The sequence below is a fragment of the Paenibacillus sp. WC2504 genome, from assembly GCF_052682475.1.
On sequence record NZ_JBQZFH010000001.1, the window covers coordinates 7,280,058 to 7,295,212 of the forward strand.

General features: G+C 41.9%; 15 protein-coding genes. 5 read left to right on the top strand and 10 right to left on the bottom strand.

The window, feature by feature from the left end:
- Positions 1–13: 13 nt before the first annotated feature.
- Positions 14–901, top strand: a complete 888-nt coding sequence (locus ACUN27_RS33135; protein WP_326062828.1) for a DMT family transporter — start codon at positions 14–16, stop codon at positions 899–901.
- Between the two features lie 119 nt (positions 902–1,020).
- Positions 1,021–2,100 (top strand): stalk domain-containing protein, encoded by a 1,080-nt coding sequence (locus ACUN27_RS33140; protein ID WP_315955872.1) that lies wholly within the window; start codon positions 1,021–1,023, stop codon positions 2,098–2,100.
- Between the two features lie 67 nt (positions 2,101–2,167).
- Here the strand turns inward: ACUN27_RS33140 and ACUN27_RS33145 are convergent, their stop codons facing one another.
- Positions 2,168–3,631: a sulfatase family protein gene (locus ACUN27_RS33145; RefSeq protein WP_445560306.1), complete on the bottom strand. Its 1,464-nt coding sequence runs from the start codon at positions 3,629–3,631 to the stop codon at positions 2,168–2,170.
- Between the two features lie 225 nt (positions 3,632–3,856).
- On the opposite strand from ACUN27_RS33145, the gene ACUN27_RS33150 reads away from it, so the two are divergent.
- Positions 3,857–4,654 carry an AraC family transcriptional regulator gene (locus tag ACUN27_RS33150; protein ID WP_445560307.1) on the top strand — a complete coding sequence of 266 codons (798 nt, stop codon included), beginning with the start codon at positions 3,857–3,859 and terminating at the stop codon, positions 4,652–4,654.
- A gap of 70 nt (positions 4,655–4,724) precedes the next feature.
- Here the strand turns inward: ACUN27_RS33150 and ACUN27_RS33155 are convergent, their stop codons facing one another.
- Positions 4,725–5,636, bottom strand: a complete 912-nt coding sequence (locus ACUN27_RS33155; protein WP_445560308.1) for a DMT family transporter — start codon at positions 5,634–5,636, stop codon at positions 4,725–4,727.
- 145 nt (positions 5,637–5,781) lie between these two features.
- Between ACUN27_RS33155 and ACUN27_RS33160 the strand changes: the two genes are divergently transcribed.
- The gene (locus ACUN27_RS33160; RefSeq protein ID WP_445560309.1) at positions 5,782–6,672 is read left to right on the top strand and encodes an AraC family transcriptional regulator; all 891 of its coding nucleotides are present in this window, start codon (positions 5,782–5,784) and stop codon (positions 6,670–6,672) included.
- Here the strand turns inward: ACUN27_RS33160 and ACUN27_RS33165 are convergent.
- The 6 genes from ACUN27_RS33165 to ACUN27_RS33190 form a co-directional block, all read right to left on the bottom strand.
- A complete protein-coding gene (locus ACUN27_RS33165) occupies positions 6,665–7,279 on the bottom strand; it encodes a hypothetical protein (protein WP_445560310.1) in 615 nt (204 codons plus the stop codon). The two genes, ACUN27_RS33160 and ACUN27_RS33165, sit on opposite strands and share 8 nt — an antisense overlap.
- Positions 7,280–7,493: 214 nt before the next feature.
- Complete coding sequence (locus ACUN27_RS33170; RefSeq protein WP_445560311.1) at positions 7,494–8,648, bottom strand: Ger(x)C family spore germination protein; 1,155 nt, start codon at positions 8,646–8,648, stop codon at positions 7,494–7,496.
- The gene (locus ACUN27_RS33175) at positions 8,645–10,117 is read right to left on the bottom strand and encodes a spore germination protein (protein ID WP_445560312.1); all 1,473 of its coding nucleotides are present in this window, start codon (positions 10,115–10,117) and stop codon (positions 8,645–8,647) included. The genes ACUN27_RS33170 and ACUN27_RS33175 overlap by 4 nt, the downstream gene beginning before the upstream one ends.
- Entirely contained in the window at positions 10,114–11,202 is a 1,089-nt protein-coding gene (locus tag ACUN27_RS33180; RefSeq protein ID WP_445560313.1) for an endospore germination permease, read from the bottom strand. The genes ACUN27_RS33175 and ACUN27_RS33180 overlap by 4 nt, the downstream gene beginning before the upstream one ends.
- Positions 11,203–11,418: 216 nt before the next feature.
- Positions 11,419–12,042: a glutamine amidotransferase-related protein gene (locus tag ACUN27_RS33185; protein ID WP_445560314.1), complete on the bottom strand. Its 624-nt coding sequence runs from the start codon at positions 12,040–12,042 to the stop codon at positions 11,419–11,421.
- A 46-nt stretch (positions 12,043–12,088) separates the two neighbouring features.
- On the bottom strand, positions 12,089–12,595 hold the full coding sequence (locus ACUN27_RS33190) for a DUF4275 family protein (protein WP_445560315.1): 507 nt from the start codon (positions 12,593–12,595) through the stop codon (positions 12,089–12,091).
- 174 nt (positions 12,596–12,769) lie between these two features.
- Here ACUN27_RS33190 and ACUN27_RS33195 point away from each other — a divergent pair, with 174 nt between their 5' ends.
- Complete coding sequence (locus ACUN27_RS33195; protein ID WP_315955882.1) at positions 12,770–13,378, top strand: hypothetical protein; 609 nt, start codon at positions 12,770–12,772, stop codon at positions 13,376–13,378.
- A gap of 138 nt (positions 13,379–13,516) precedes the next feature.
- On the opposite strand, the gene ACUN27_RS33200 is transcribed toward ACUN27_RS33195, so the two are convergent.
- Together ACUN27_RS33200 and ACUN27_RS33205 are read right to left on the bottom strand one after the other, a co-directional pair.
- A complete protein-coding gene (locus ACUN27_RS33200) occupies positions 13,517–14,092 on the bottom strand; it encodes a hypothetical protein (protein WP_326062818.1) in 576 nt (191 codons plus the stop codon).
- A gap of 331 nt (positions 14,093–14,423) precedes the next feature.
- Entirely contained in the window at positions 14,424–14,879 is a 456-nt protein-coding gene (locus ACUN27_RS33205) for an NUDIX hydrolase (protein WP_445560316.1), read from the bottom strand.
- Positions 14,880–15,155 lie beyond the last annotated feature (276 nt).

The window sequence follows — 15,155 nt, forward strand, 5'->3', positions numbered from 1 at the left end:
GGAATTCACTTACATGCTTCGTTCCTACTTGTTGTTAATCTTTTGCGTTACCGTTTGGGGGAGCAACTTTGTTTTTGGCAACATCCTTGTCCAACAATTCTCCCCCTTATTTATTGCGATGGCTCGCTTGCTCTTCATATCCCTGTTTCTAATTGGTTATACATGGATTCGACACCACTTCCTTCCCATTAGCAAACAGGAGTGGAAGCTGCTTATCCTGCTTGGTATCATCGGTGTATTTATTAACCAGTGGTCATTTTATCAAGGGTTAGAAACAGCCGACCCGACCACCTCGGCGCTTATTCTCGCACTAACCCCCATTACGACAGCCCTTTTGGCAGCCCTGTTTTTAAAAGAAACTTTATCGATAAGCATGCTGGTTGGCTCGTTAATGGCTATCTCCGGCGTTTTTCTCGTCGTTTTTAATGGAGCTCGGCTGGAATTTCACATAGGCCACCTCTGGATATTTATCACCATGATTACGTTTGCCATCTCCATTGTCTTAGTACGTCTGCTGGCTCGCAGGCTGCCGCCTATCATCATCACACTTTATTCGACCTTGGTCGGATTCGGCACGATGGTACCGATTGTGCTCGCGAATGGGACAGGCTGGAACATCAGCCATGAAGCATGGGCATGGATCTTGCTGATTGTCACGGCTATCTTGATGCACGGTATCGTCACCCTCGTTTGGAACAGCCAACTGCAAAAGGTTGGAGCAGCGAAAGCGGCCATGTTCTCGAACCTGGAACCGTTTGTCGCGATGATTGTTGGCTATCTTGTTCTCGGCCAGCTCGTTACTTCACAGCAAATGTTCGGTTCCGTGTTCATCGTGGGCGGCGTTACGTTAGCCTCTATGACTTTTTCTAAAAGAAAGTCTCAGAGGGTGTTTTCGCAGTGAGCGAATCCATGAACAAACAAATTTTCAGGACAACTGCAACCTTTTCGAACCGACTTCCGTTTGATGAATTGTCGACATAAAAAAACCTACATTTCAAAAACCGGAAGGAGCTTTATCATATGAAAAAGAAACTAACTGTAATATTAACTTTGGCTGGGATCCTTGGTACAACGGCGGCAGTCGGAGCTGAAGGCATCGTGGAAAAAGTAACAGGTTACCTGCAAAAGGATGTAAAAATTGTTGTTAACGGACAAGACAGCGCGCTTACACCTGTCTACATCGATGGAAAAGCCTATCTCCCAGTACGCGATGCTGCAACGCAGCTTGGATATACCGTAAAATATGACGAAGCTAACAAAGAAATCGAGCTCGACGAAGCGGCTGACTTGATGCGTGCAACCGGTGTCGTTGTAAGCGTGCAAGCTAAAGATGACGGTAGCGCCCGCATCGAGCTGCTTGGCAGCACTTGGGTCATTTTAAACGTAGATAAATCCACTGTTATCAAAGGCTTGGACGGTAAAACGTTAACTGCAGCCGATCTGAAAGTCGGAACTCAAATTGATGCCGGATTCGGACCAGCAATGGCGATGAGCTACCCAGGTCAAGCACAAGCTGTAAACATTAACGTTTATGCAGACCGTTTGGTCAAAGAAGATACAATCAAAGAAGTAAAACATACAGATGACGGCTGGCAAGTTCAATTAGATGGTTTAGTACTGAACGCAGGTAAAGAAACTCGCGTTATGACATCCCAAGGCGAATCTGTGAATTGGGAAGATTTGAAAGCCGGCACGAAAGTTAAAGCTTACTACGGTCCGATGGAGACGAAGAGCCTTCCTCCTCAAAGCCCAGTTTACTTGCTCGTTGTTCAGGCACAATCCCCTGTAACAGGCACTCCGAAAATGTCGCCAGAGGCAGCGCAAGAGTACCGCAACTTGGCATGGGCGCAAGTGAAAGAGCAAGCGTCTCATATTACAACAAAACAAGACGAAGCTGCTGTTCAAATCGTTTCCTCTAAAGAAGCAGGCGTATTGGCTTCCACCGATGAGCAAAAGAAATTGCTTGCTGACGTGCAAGCTGATAACGGCAATTTCGTGACAGTTACTTACAACACAGACCAAGACGAGCTTCTTGGACCGTTGACAGCTGTGTTCGATTTCAATACAAAGGCTTTTGTCGGATTCAACGCTAGAAGATAATCATTTTGATAGAAAAGAGGCTACCCCAAGTCATATAAATGACGAGGGGTGAGCCTCTTTTTCCATCCTACCTGAACTCCGCCGGATGCCGGCGCTTAAGCTCAGGAATCGCATAAGCTCTCCCCGTCTGTTCCAACCAGCTGACGTAATCTTGCAGATGACCCTTCGCGTGATAAGGCCCACCTTCCTTCATAACCGTCCATAGCGGATCGTTATCGAACTCCATCGAATCCATCATCTCGTCATGCCATTCATTCAGGTAGTACACGGCATCTTTGCATAGATCCCTCTCACTTTGTGCAAGATTATGCTGTTCATGAGGATCTTCCTTCAGATTGAAGAGCATTTCCTTATCAAACAAATGATAGCCGTCATGATAGGTCCGCACGTATAAATAATCGCCGAAGCGGACACTGCGTTGGCAGACATGCGCGCATTGCGACACCACCAAATAGTCCCTGCCGCAGGCTTCACCTGTCTGCAGTGCCGCAGCGAAGCTGGTGCCGTCCCAAGACGGAGCCGGTGATTTGCCCAACAGCTCGGCAATCGTCGGCAAAATATCCAGATGATAATGCAAGCCCTCATCCAAATGATTCTTCATCATGCCCGGCCAGCGGATAATCATCGGAATTCGGCAGGTGCCTTGATCGGCGGTTCCGTGTTCTCCGTAGATCCCGAGTTCCCCCATATTCTCACCATGGTCGGCCGTAATGATCACGACGAGGTCTTCCATCACACCCTGACGCTCCAGCTCACCAAATAACATGCCGATATGATCGTCCATATGGCGGATGCCGCAGTCGTAACCGTCGATGACACGGCGCAGCCCATCACGATCCGTGAAATCTCCCGGGTGGCGCGGGAATTTCGGATTCGTTTTATTATCAAACATGCTGATCTCACGGGCGCTATGTGGGCCAACCTTACGTGTCGTATGTTCCTTCAGTACCTCATCCGTAATCCACTCGGGCAGAGGGTCGTTCGCAAACGGATTACCGAACTCCTCCGGTGCGCGGTACGGGGTATGCGGATCCCAATAATTCACATATAGGAACCAATCGTCTTGTTTCGCATTTTGCTGAATCCAATTCAAAACGAGCGGAGTAACCTCCTCAGCGGATTCCATACCGCCCTTTCCTGTATTATGAATTTCGTTAAACCCGGCATAAAATGTCCAGGCAGAATGTCTTTCACCGAAAGGGCTGATGAGAGCCGTTTTCATACCGGCAGAGCGAAATAAAGCAGGGAAACATTCACTCGTTAAGCGGCTGCGGAACTGACGGTCCTCTCCTTCATGCCGAACGTCAGCAGCTGTACCGCCATGTCCAACAACTCCGTTATGGATGCCAAATCGTCCGGTCATAAGCGCTGTCCGTGAAGGAAAGCAGGGCGCGTCCGACGTATAATAATTCGAAAATCTGACGCCTTCCTCAGCAATTTTATCAATGTTTGGCGACGTATTTCGTTGGTAACCGTAGCATCCTAGATGATCGGGTCTGGTGGAGTCCAAATCAAGTAGCAAGATTCTCATCTTTTAAACTCTCCTTCTCGTATGATTTAGGCTTATACTTTGAAAACGCTCTCCTTAATGTGAATCGTACTAAACACACTAGTGGATAGTCCATGCATATTATATAGATCATGTGTACGATTCTCTTCTAATTTTTAATTGATAAGCTCATTTATAAAAGGATTATTGAATTATTCCATGTATACTGCTAATGTCTAAGTTATACTGCCTGAAAGGAACATTGCTATGCTGTCCCTTCTTTCCGTACATTTTGATAATCGCATTCCGAACTGGCGTACTAACTTGATGTTGTTAAACCATAATGTGCTGGTGCTAATGATTGAGGGTAAAATCAAATACACGATCAACGATCGAACGGTGATTGGGGAAAAAGGAGAATTGCTGTTCCTACCGATTAACACCTTGCGTGCAGGTGAAAACGATGAAGGTGAACATCAAAAATTCACCGTCCTGTTTAATCACGGGGAAGAGGATTCAGAGGAACTTCCTATTTTCAGAAAAGGACAATTCATCAAGTGTAAAATTCGTAACTTCGAGTATTTCAAGCACCGGTTCGAAAAACTATATCTCGAAGTCGTCGGAGACGGCAAATTCAATCGATATTTGGTCAGCGGGATTTTACAGGAATTAGTCGGAATGGCCGCACGTGGATTTGAACTTGTGGAAGCAGCGCCGATTAAGCTGAAGCTCGCGAACGAATTGCAAAAATACATGGTCGCTCACTACAGGCAACCCGTTCAGATCGATGAACTTGCCTCCCTCATACACCGCTCGTCCAACTATACAATCTCCATGTTTCGCGAAGTTATGGGGGTCTCCCCCATTCAGTACATTCACTTATTGCGTATGAAAGAAGCTTGCAATCTGTTGACGAATTCCGATCTTTCGGTAACCGAAATCTCCAATTATTTGGGTTATTACGATCATTCGTATTTCTTCCGTATTTTCAAAAAGTATACGTCGATGTCTCCGACAGCGTATAAGCATTCGGGATTGTCCCCTCCATCGCTGCAGCTTTTTTAACCGAAACAGATCGTGCACTAAGATATGAAAAAGCGCCTCCCATCCCGGGTGGCGCTGTTTACCGGTCAAATCAACGATTGGTGGCTTTCCTGCTCCCAGTCAAAGACTTGGACCAGAAATACATGCCCATGCCGAATAAAGTCAGCATACCGCCTAAGAACTGAAATAAGGTAATGACCTCCCCTAATAATAAGTAGGCGAGAATTATGGCAAGAACGGGTTCACCGATAATGCCTACTGAGACCGTCGTTGCCCCCACTGACTTCAACAATAGATTAAAAATATATTGTCCGAATAGGGTCGGGATGATGGCAAGCAACAAGAAATACGTCCATTCGGACGAGTCATAACCCGTAAGCGAGATGTTATTCATTACATTGTAGAGAAGCAGGACGGTGCCGCCAATGAAAAAAACGATGATGCTGTATACATTCGCATCTATTTTATGGCTTATTTTCTGCCCCGCCAATAAATAGAAGGAAACAAATAGCGTTCCTGCTAACGATAAGCCGTCTCCAATCAGTGCTGCTTTTGAAATCCCGATATCTCCCCAAGCGATGAGGATTGAACCCAGAAGAGCAACGATTAAGCAACCGGCCATTAGCCGATTTACTTGTTCTTTGAATAATAAATAAGAACCGATCATGACAAACAATGGCTGCAGCGACAAGATGACCATGGAGCTTGCTACAGAAGTATAGACCAGAGATTCCATCCAAAAGAGAAAATGCAGGCCAAGAAAAAGACCGGCCAAAAGCACGATACCCCAATCTTTTCTATCCAACCGTAAGGTGCGAATCCTTCTCCATGGGACAAAAGCGAACATTAGAATGACAGAAATAAATAATCTATACATCCCGGCCACGGACGTGGGCGAATCCAAAAATTTGATCATGATGGATGAGATCGAGACGGATAAAATGCTGATGGCTAGTAAAATAAACGGATGCGATTGCAAGGCAGATTTCATTAATCTATCCATAATTCCTCCAAGCTGTTCAACAACTCCTGTGCACAGAATTGTAAAGGTTAGCCGAAGCTGGATATAATAATAACATCGTCCATGTATATTTTGTGCAATTATATCCCTTATTTATATCGATATATCGTCAAAAAGGAGTTTCCCTTTGAATAAACAATTATATGAAGCCATTCAATTTCCTGACGAGGCCTTCCCCTATATCATGTATACCCATACGAATCACGGATCTGTCCCTCTAGGCCGAGGAGTTAACGACTTGCACTGGCACGAAGAATTACAAATGACTTTGGTGACCAAAGGAAAACTGACGATTCAAATCAATGGCATCGATTATGATTTAAGAGCGGGGCAGGCTATTTTTATCAACAAAAGTGTTCTGCACATTGTGACTCGCCTTACGAATGACGGGGAATATGTGAGCTTTAATTTTCCGGAGAAGCTGCTCGCCTTTTATTCAGATAGTGCCATGGAGAGAAATTATGTACTTCCTTATACCAACTCCTACCTATTGTCGCTAGAAATCAAAGGAGACGCAGCATGGGAAAATGAAATCCTTCAAATCCTTAACGATATGAAAAAGGAGTTTGAATGGAAAAAGAACTGGGGATGGCAGTATGAGATTTCTATCAAAACGGTCAAGTTATGGTTAATCCTAATCTCGAACATTTCGTTACCGTCAGAGGAAGCCTCTAAGCATAGCAGACTACAACAAGAAAGATTGCAATTGATGCTTAGCTTTATTCATCAGAACTTTACAAATCATATAACGTTAAAGGAAATCGCTGATGCGGCTCATTTGAGTGTATCGGAGTGTACTCGCGGCTTTAAAAAAAGCATCCATATTACCCCTTACGACTATTTGATCAAGTACCGCATTAAAAAGAGCTGCGAGCTATTGGCATCAACGGAATATGCGATAACCGAAATTGCCAGAAGAGTTGGTTTCAATCACGTCAATCACTTTATTCAATCATTTAAAAAACATCGCAACCTTACCCCCAAGGAATTCCGCTCTTCTTCCTCCTCTATTATCTGAAACATATGTAAAAAGCAGTTCCGGGTCGTCCGCTAAGACAGATCCGGGACAGCTTACACAAGGCCAACTTACGTCTTCTCTTTACAGGGCGACGTAACGTATCCTTCTTCATAAATCTCATTTTGGCAATGATTCTGGCGTTTAGTTTTTTCATCGTCGTCAGATTGTTTTTAATAATTCTGCCTCGGCTGTTCGAAGCGTTCTGCAGCACAATTTTGCTTTGTCTGGCGGTGCTGCACTGTGACGATACAATCTGCGGATTCTCGTTCGGAATCGTTGGAAACATGAGATTTTGCGGATTGTTGCTGTGATCGCTGCCAGGATTGGATGGATCGTTAATCGTAAAGCTGTTCTGGTTGCTGTTCAAAAACCGGCCGAATAAACAGTGCCCGGCTTCATGTGCAAGCCCGTACGAATTTAGTGCTCCGTCGCTCATGACGATATGCCCATACAGACCATAATCGGTAGTGCTGTTAAAAAATTTGAAGCGCGGTCCACCCATGCCAATGACGTTGCCGGAACTGGTGAGGAATTCCCCGCTTACATAGATGACATACTCCAGGGGAGAAGCCGCTTCCCCATGCCAGGTTCGAGCTTGAAATGTCATTTCCTTGCCGGGCTTGCCGCTCTTGGGAAGTACCTCCGGAAGCCGCACCCGCTGTGAAAATTGAAACCACAGGAACCGTAAAGGCCATCTCTACCACCACTCTCAAAATATTTAAGATTTCCTATATATGAAATGAGAAATAGTCTGATTTGGTATGGACGGATGCAGCAGGACAAGATCATCAATTATCTAGCAAACGACGCTCCGAGATTCATCAGTCTTTCTTTTTAAGTATTTTAGCGATCCCTACATCAGTTATTCCTATATTTATATCAATCTCTCCTAATGACTCAGGCTTTAAAGGCAAAACCCCATTTTTAACAAGTCGGTGCCATTCCTTCGGATTGGATCGGTAGAGTGAATCAGAAAGGCCTAGAAGGTCTGCATCTAATTTAAGGCCGGCCAAATAGGTTTTTTGAATCTGCTTCCTTATTTCCTTTTCAGCAAGTTCTTTCATGTCACTCTCCTTTGCAGGCTTTTCCTGCTCCGTTACTGATCCTTCCATTTGGACTTTAATGTGAAAGGTTAGTTTGCCGTTCGATAGCTTAGGTTCGATGGAGGGTTTAATCTTTTTAACAACCATCATCGCAATTGGTTTATTGTCAATCTGAAGCATCAAAGGGGTGCGTACAGTTTCTTTCTCCATCCATCGTAGACCCATAGTTTCGTCAATCTTAAAGCACCCCAGCAATTGTTTATTTTGTATGGCGCATACCCCATCTTGTTGAAGCTGTGGTGACGGCTTTTTATTCTCTACCCAACTAGTTTCATTGACGCTTAATTCGGGAAGCAACAGGATTCGGCTATTTTCATCCCATTTCCAAATAAATTTGGACAAATATAATGGAGCAACAAGCGAACTTTGGGAATAACGGTCACGCGGGTTATTTAATTGTGAGTATAGCGTAGACATGTTTTGGGTTGGGCTTGTGCTAAATATATCCAAGATCGAGCCATGAGTTGCCATCGTCCAAATGGTATACCGGAACTCATAATACCTGTCCATTTGGTCCAAAACGCCATGAATGACATCCTCCCGCAGCGCCGCTTCCGTAAATGCTAGAGTTTTCACATGACTCCAGGACAATCTTTGCTGTGACGTCTTGTAAAGATCAAAGATAGCTTCATCCACGGTTCTACCTTCACCCTTGCCAATGGAAACCACTTCCTTGCTCATCCCAGCTCCTGCTTCTTTCTTGGCAATATTATTAAAACTGATCATCTGGGTATAGAACACCACTTTGCCTTTCACATAATCAATGCCAATTGAATTGACATAGGCTAGATGCTCAATTTCCCTTAACCCCCAGCAACCGGTAAGCAGTAGAGGGAGAATTCCAATCACCAATAGAAGGGTTATTAACCTCACGTTTGATCATCTCCGGATTTTCTTATGAAGCCAGGTACACCTTCCTTCTTCCCCCAAGGCATTCGGAATAAAATTTTCAATAGATCGCGGAAATTAATTGGTGCCACCGGACTTAGGTATTTGATTCCAAACGATTGCAGATTAACCATATAGATAGCAATAGCTAACATACAAATCAATAATCCAAACAAACCAAGTACACCGCTAACAATCAGTATGATTAATCTTATCAGACTCACGAAGCCAACCATATTTTGATTCACCATGGTAAACGAAGCTAATACGGAGATGGCTACGACAACCAGAATCCCGGGTGCCGTCATACCTGCGCTGATGGCCGCCTGTCCGACAATTAATCCGCCAACAACAGAGATGGTCTGTCCGAATGAAGATGGCAAGCGCATGCCCGCTTCACGAAATAATTCAAATAGAAGAATCATCACAACGGCTTCGAGAGGAGCCGGCAGCGGAACACCTTGTCTGGAAATGAGCAGAGTACCCAGCAAAGTAAACGGGAGCTGATCCTGATGATAAGTAAGCAATGCGATCCAAAATCCAGGAAGAAACACGGAAAAAAATATTCCACACAACCTTAACAATCGGGTAAACATGACAAACCAATTTAGGGTATAAGCATCTTCCGAAGTATTGAGTAAAAAGGTAAAGTTAACGGGCCCAATGATCGCTGTTGGGGAACCATCGACCACAATGACAAACCTGCCGTGCATGAGGGAGTTCACCGCAAAATCCGGTCTCCCGGTATAGACAAACTTCGAAAAATACTTATTACTTTCTAGTCCCTCCTCCAGTTGAGAACTGCTGATCATCCCTTTGAGTTTCAAGCTGGCCAATCGGGATGTGACCTCCTCAACAATGGTTGAATTAATCGCATCTTTCAGATAAAGAAGCAACGTCTTGGTTTGCGTCTGCGTTCCGAGCGTATATTCTTCTACGGCTAGAGCATTTGTTTTTAATCTTTTTCTTATTAACGCGACATTGACCCTCGCATCTTCAATAAAGCCGTCACGAGGTCCTCTTACCGAAATCTCAGCACTCGATTCCTCCGTTTTTCTCTGCGGGGCATTGGCTATATCCCATGTGTACATGGTGGCAGTTTCATGGAAATACGCCAGCAGCTCCCCATTAAAAATCCTATTTATGATGTATTCGTCATCCCAATCTTGCGGGATCGGGTTCAGCTGAAAGGGTAGGTGCCGCTGTAGTTCGCTGTCATTCGATATGGTATGTTCTTTAAACATTTCAATCAGATGAGGAATAAAAAATTGATGAATTCGGTGTGTATCGCACAGCCCATCGCAATAAACAAACAGCAACAAAAATGAGGATCCATCTTGTTGGGTGACATTCAGTTTGTTAATATGCACATCGCTGCAGTCTTTGAACAACCGCTGAAATGAACCATATGGTTCTTCCTCCGCTGATCCCAACGATTCCAACCTATTTCTCATGATTTCACTCTTCTCCATCTGTGTCCGAAATGAATTAATCCAATAATAATTAGGAAATAGCCCGACATCCCCCAAAATATACCTGGTAACAGAATATCTGTAATCAGATTAATAAATTTAGGATCACTAATTGGCAAACATATCGCTATTAACTGAATAGAACATATAAGGAATAGGGATAAGGTCTTATTCCTTTTTTTCTCAATACCCAGAATATCGTTGATCAAAAAAAGAGTCAGTGAGATTCTCAGAAAGGCCCCGCTGAACCATTGATATATACTTAAAAAATCCATGTGCTCAATAAAGTGACCTATTGTCACTAGCCTCCACTCTTCATAAGCAGGGAACCTTAAATGGGAGGCTTGCTTGGGACCGAACTCGCTTATTGCGCCGACTAAAGGACCGAATGTTAGTAAAATCAGAATCAAGGTCAGTGCCACAAGGGACATGAACGAAATACGGGTACGGATATGGTGCTTTATAAATAACAGCAGCGATAATTCGAGTAATCCTGCCTCGACATATATGATCCCATGCCAGACGGGCTTCATGCCGAATTCCAGAATAGGCTTTAACAAGGAATATTCCTTATTTGGATAATTGGCTGTCATCACATAAAAACCTAATATAACAACAAACGGTAAAAAGATAGCCGCTGTATTAGCTATCGACTCTATACCTTTATAAGCATTAATAGAACAAACGATCAGCAAGGCAGAGGCTAAAACAATGATTGGGGTATTCGTTGAGAAGGCAAGATGAATCCAGGTAACAGTATCTTTTAAAGTAATCGTTGATAAAGTAAATATGTAAATGCAAGCAAAACCTGCCAGCAAGTAGGATACCATTGCGCCGTATTTAAGCTTGAGCCATTGGAATAGAGGCATATCCCGATTTTTACCAATAACCGAATAAAGCAAAACAACCCAAATCATAAAAAACGCGCCCGCAAGCAGAACAGAGATCCAGCTGTCGCGTTGTGCTTTTTGTAATAACATCGGAATGATAATGACATGGTTTAACAATCCAATAGAAAGCATTAACATCATGCTTGTTTGCAAAAACGTGATTGAACCGTTTTTCATCAGCACCCTCCGATTTTTAATTTAGTAAATTGTTCCTGTAGTATGCTGCATTTTCCTGAATTTATACGAAACAGGTTACATCGAAGAGGCTGACTCGTTGCGTTGAAAGGTGCATACATAAGTGAATACATAATAAAAGAGCACCTATATTAGGCGCCCTTTTACAGTAGTAATGAAGGAGTCAATGATACAATGAGTTGAATCTACAGTGGAGCTTTATTGGGGAACGAATAACGTACCAATAAAGAACTTAAGTTCAGGTATTTCTATAACTCTTGGATTACCTGCTGAATCAGTTCCTACTATTCTTAATCCGCTATCATGAATTTGTTTTTCATACTGGGAACTTAGTCCATAATTACACCTAAATTGTTCGTTTATATATTCGGTCTTATAAATATCAAAGATTTTCGAATGTTTCCTGAGGATAACTTCACCTTTCTGACCAACTAATGAGCAGGCCAGCTTACTAATTATTATTTGCGAAGCATGTGGGTCGCGCTCTTCGTGGGCTGCATGTTCCAACATCAACTTATTTTTTGCATATTCCATAATGATGTATTGAAATCCCCCGCATGTTCCCAACAAAGGTATATCGTTTTCACGTGCGAATTGAATAATGCTAAGTACCCCATCGAGATAATCTGGATAACCTGGGCCAATCCAAAACCCATTGTAAGTATGTTTGATGGCATCCAATTGTTTATTTATTGTTGCTGTTGCAATCCACTCAAACTCAATAGAAATCCCTAATTTACCTAAAGTGTGCCTAAGCGCATTGTTAGTAGCGATCTGCGACGGATACTTTGGACTAAAGTCACCTACAATGCCAATTTTCATTTTTATATGTACGCCTCTTTTGGATTTTTGAAAAGCTTAACTAGCCCTAATCAATTTTGTAAAAGTATGGTCCGCACATTGATTCATGCGTGTATACATACGTCCATGTAAAACTCTTATCAAATAGATATATATCTTGCTCATAATCAAAATCGGAGGCAACAATATCACTAGCGTTATTATATTCAAATACAATATCAGGTATATTTTGATACATGACAAATAATTCAGTTTTAGTTATAGCATCAAATGCATTTCTCGCTGCTTCTTTTTCAATACAATTTTGCTTCTTAAAACTAAAAATATGCCACTTATACTGATCATAACGAATTTGCCTTTTGGTCTCGTCGCTAATATTCTTTGCAAATACGCTATCCCATTTATCCATAATTCCATGCTCTTTATCTAGTAAAGTTACAATAACTACCCCTTTATCTTGCATGGTTTTAGTAAAAAGATATTTTTGGCGGATTTCTTCAATAGACCAGTAGACTTTCACTAATTCTTCATCAGGTAAACTGTCTATCATTTGATTAATTTCTTGTCTATACATATTATAATTCATTAAAATACCTCACTTATCTAGCTTATATTTGAACAATATTTATACCGAAATGGGAGAACGTGGTTGCGCTACGAGCAGCCCCTCATTGCTGCTTTTTCTATTCTCGCTTTATTATTGTTATAATTGGAAAAGGAATACTTTGGAATCAAGGAGGATATAATGATGGCTTGGTCTGAACTGAAAATGATACCGAACGAATACAATGATGAAGTCAAGGCAATTGACGAATCCCTTATCCGACTACTAACTGAACGCAAAGCATTATCTAATGGTAGGCGACTCATTCCCTCTAGAGAACTTGTACAAGAATGGTCGAACCAATATGGTCTAGACATTCCACAAATCAATTGGTTGCTTAACAGTCTTAATTCAAGCAGCACTCCAATTATGCTTAACGAATCCGGCGAACTTTTAAACGTCCTACCTATTATGAAGAAATCCATAGTTGATGGTTTTGAATATTCCCTAACACATTCCATGCAGCATGAAAACAGCAGCATTGTATTTGTTGAAATACAGCAACTTCAAAACGACGTAAACACTGGTTACATACGTCCCCAACTGCTGCTCGATATTAGCGGCAGTCAACAATACAACGTCCACAGGAATGGTTCTCATGGCGGTGGTGGGCATACTCAAATAACTTTTTTAATTACTCCACGCTTACCTGACAATATGAATGATGTCCGTTTCGCTTTGATTCCTTATGCACCACCAATGGAAAGTTCACCGAAAGAAGTTATCTTGGATCAAGATGTTCAATTTGATTAAGCTATTTATAGGGATAAAGCACTTTTCACCCGACATTTTTTGAAGCTATATTCCTTACACTTCTTGTATCGGATTAGGCCGAACAGAATAATTAGTCTTTTCTAGGAGCGAAAGAACCACTTGATTATGATTCTCCCCTCACTCTCTTAAAGGGTATACAAGTTGTATATCCTTATTTTTAACCAAACCTTCGTATATCGCATGATTATGGTCTGCACCTACGATACACAAGAATCGTTTCCCTGGATGTTTATTAATAGCGTTATTAATTCGTTGAATCATTATTAGATGTCTACACTCCCATCGAAATACATGTGACTCAGGGTTAATTTGCTCTAACCATTTGTATTTTTGTTTCGTTATATTGTCGTATTCTATTGAATTGAAAGGAATAGCACTGGAATGCCAAGTGGAAAGTTGTCTTTGAAACCATTGCTCTGATACAGCAATCAAAGCACTTCGTTGTACCTCACTATGATTCTTGAATGGGTCAAAATCCATCCAAACATCAAGTTCCACCCAATCAATAGGTACAAAATCAACCTTCAACTCTTCGCATAATGGAAAAATTAGATCCCAGTACTCGCTTGCTGGTTCGCCCCAATATCCTCGATGTGAGGAATCAGTTTTGTATTTCTCCCAACTGTCGGGAAGTACTTCACCGCATATTACATCTGGATTAAATTCTAGAATTAACTCTCTTATTAATTCCAAAGTTAAATGGTACTCTTCCGTAATTCATTGTCATGAACTACTCCTAAGATTCCTACCGTTGACATGATTCCCCCAATTTAGTCCACAAATTGTTGACTGTAAAGGCTTGTATATATAACTAAACATACTACTCTCGATAAGATTATCCAGACAAATTTATCATCTATCTAATTAGATTAATATCTAATTACAAAATAATGGAATATATTGATTTTGTCAACTGCGATTTATACTTTCCCAACTAAACTGTAACCTAAAAAGGCTGCCGATTATGGGCAGCCTCTTCCTGGATGTGTATGGAGCTTTCGTTATCCGATAGTTGAATGAAATATTACCACTTCACTATGTATCCAGCTCTTCTAAGATAATGCTTTGTAAAAGGATTTAAATTCTCTATTGGTTCTTCCAAAGAAAAATATTTTAGTTCATGGCTTTCATTGTCATTTACTTTAGGATTACCATGTACATTCTGGGCTTCATAAATTGCCATAACATTATAGATTTCATCACCATGAGGATACTTATAGTACATATCCTTTCCCGATAAAATCGTTATGAATTTGAAGGATTCCGCAACCAATCCTGCTTCTTCATAAAGTTCTCGAGCTGCTGCTTCTTCTAATGATTCGCCTAGTTCCAATGAGCCTCCAATGGTTCCCCAATCATTACTATCGGTTCTCCTTTGGAGTAATAATTGCCCTGCTTGATTAAAAATTAGTACACATGACCCAACCATTATTAGCGGGCTTGAGCCAACAAAGTTTCTTAAGTCCATTATATATCCCATGAATTGTCTCCTTTGTCTTTTACCCTTCGTTAAGTTAATCAAACATAATTAATGTATTCACGAAGACGAATTCGTTATCCTGCCTGGTATCATGAAAAAAGCGGCCGTTTATGGTCATCTGATTAATCTGTATGAATTGAGTTATCGTTACCCGTTAATGATGGAGTCTTAAAAGGAGTTGTCGGAAATGAAAAAAGATGCATCTTAGAATGTATTGGCTGTCGCCTTTGGCTTCGCTCATACATTCTAAGATGCATCCAATTCATTATCAATCGT

What these genes read in the sequence shown, in the direction of transcription:
- ACUN27_RS33135 (WP_326062828.1), top strand. Translation starts at nt 14, where the DNA reads ATGCTTCGTTCCTACTTGTTGTTAATCTTTTGCGTTACCGTTTGGGGG.
- ACUN27_RS33140 (WP_315955872.1), top strand. Translation starts at nt 1,021, where the DNA reads ATGAAAAAGAAACTAACTGTAATATTAACTTTGGCTGGGATCCTTGGT.
- ACUN27_RS33145 (WP_445560306.1), bottom strand. Translation starts at nt 3,631, where the DNA reads ATGAGAATCTTGCTACTTGATTTGGACTCCACCAGACCCGATCATCTA.
- ACUN27_RS33150 (WP_445560307.1), top strand. Translation starts at nt 3,857, where the DNA reads ATGCTGTCCCTTCTTTCCGTACATTTTGATAATCGCATTCCGAACTGG.
- ACUN27_RS33155 (WP_445560308.1), bottom strand. Translation starts at nt 5,636, where the DNA reads ATGGATAGATTAATGAAATCTGCCTTGCAATCGCATCCGTTTATTTTA.
- ACUN27_RS33165 (WP_445560310.1), bottom strand. Translation starts at nt 7,279, where the DNA reads ATGACATTTCAAGCTCGAACCTGGCATGGGGAAGCGGCTTCTCCCCTG.
- ACUN27_RS33175 (WP_445560312.1), bottom strand. Translation starts at nt 10,117, where the DNA reads ATGAGAAATAGGTTGGAATCGTTGGGATCAGCGGAGGAAGAACCATAT.
- ACUN27_RS33180 (WP_445560313.1), bottom strand. Translation starts at nt 11,202, where the DNA reads ATGAAAAACGGTTCAATCACGTTTTTGCAAACAAGCATGATGTTAATG.
- ACUN27_RS33185 (WP_445560314.1), bottom strand. Translation starts at nt 12,042, where the DNA reads ATGAAAATTGGCATTGTAGGTGACTTTAGTCCAAAGTATCCGTCGCAG.
- ACUN27_RS33190 (WP_445560315.1), bottom strand. Translation starts at nt 12,595, where the DNA reads ATGTATAGACAAGAAATTAATCAAATGATAGACAGTTTACCTGATGAA.
- ACUN27_RS33195 (WP_315955882.1), top strand. Translation starts at nt 12,770, where the DNA reads ATGGCTTGGTCTGAACTGAAAATGATACCGAACGAATACAATGATGAA.
- ACUN27_RS33205 (WP_445560316.1), bottom strand. Translation starts at nt 14,879, where the DNA reads ATGGGATATATAATGGACTTAAGAAACTTTGTTGGCTCAAGCCCGCTA.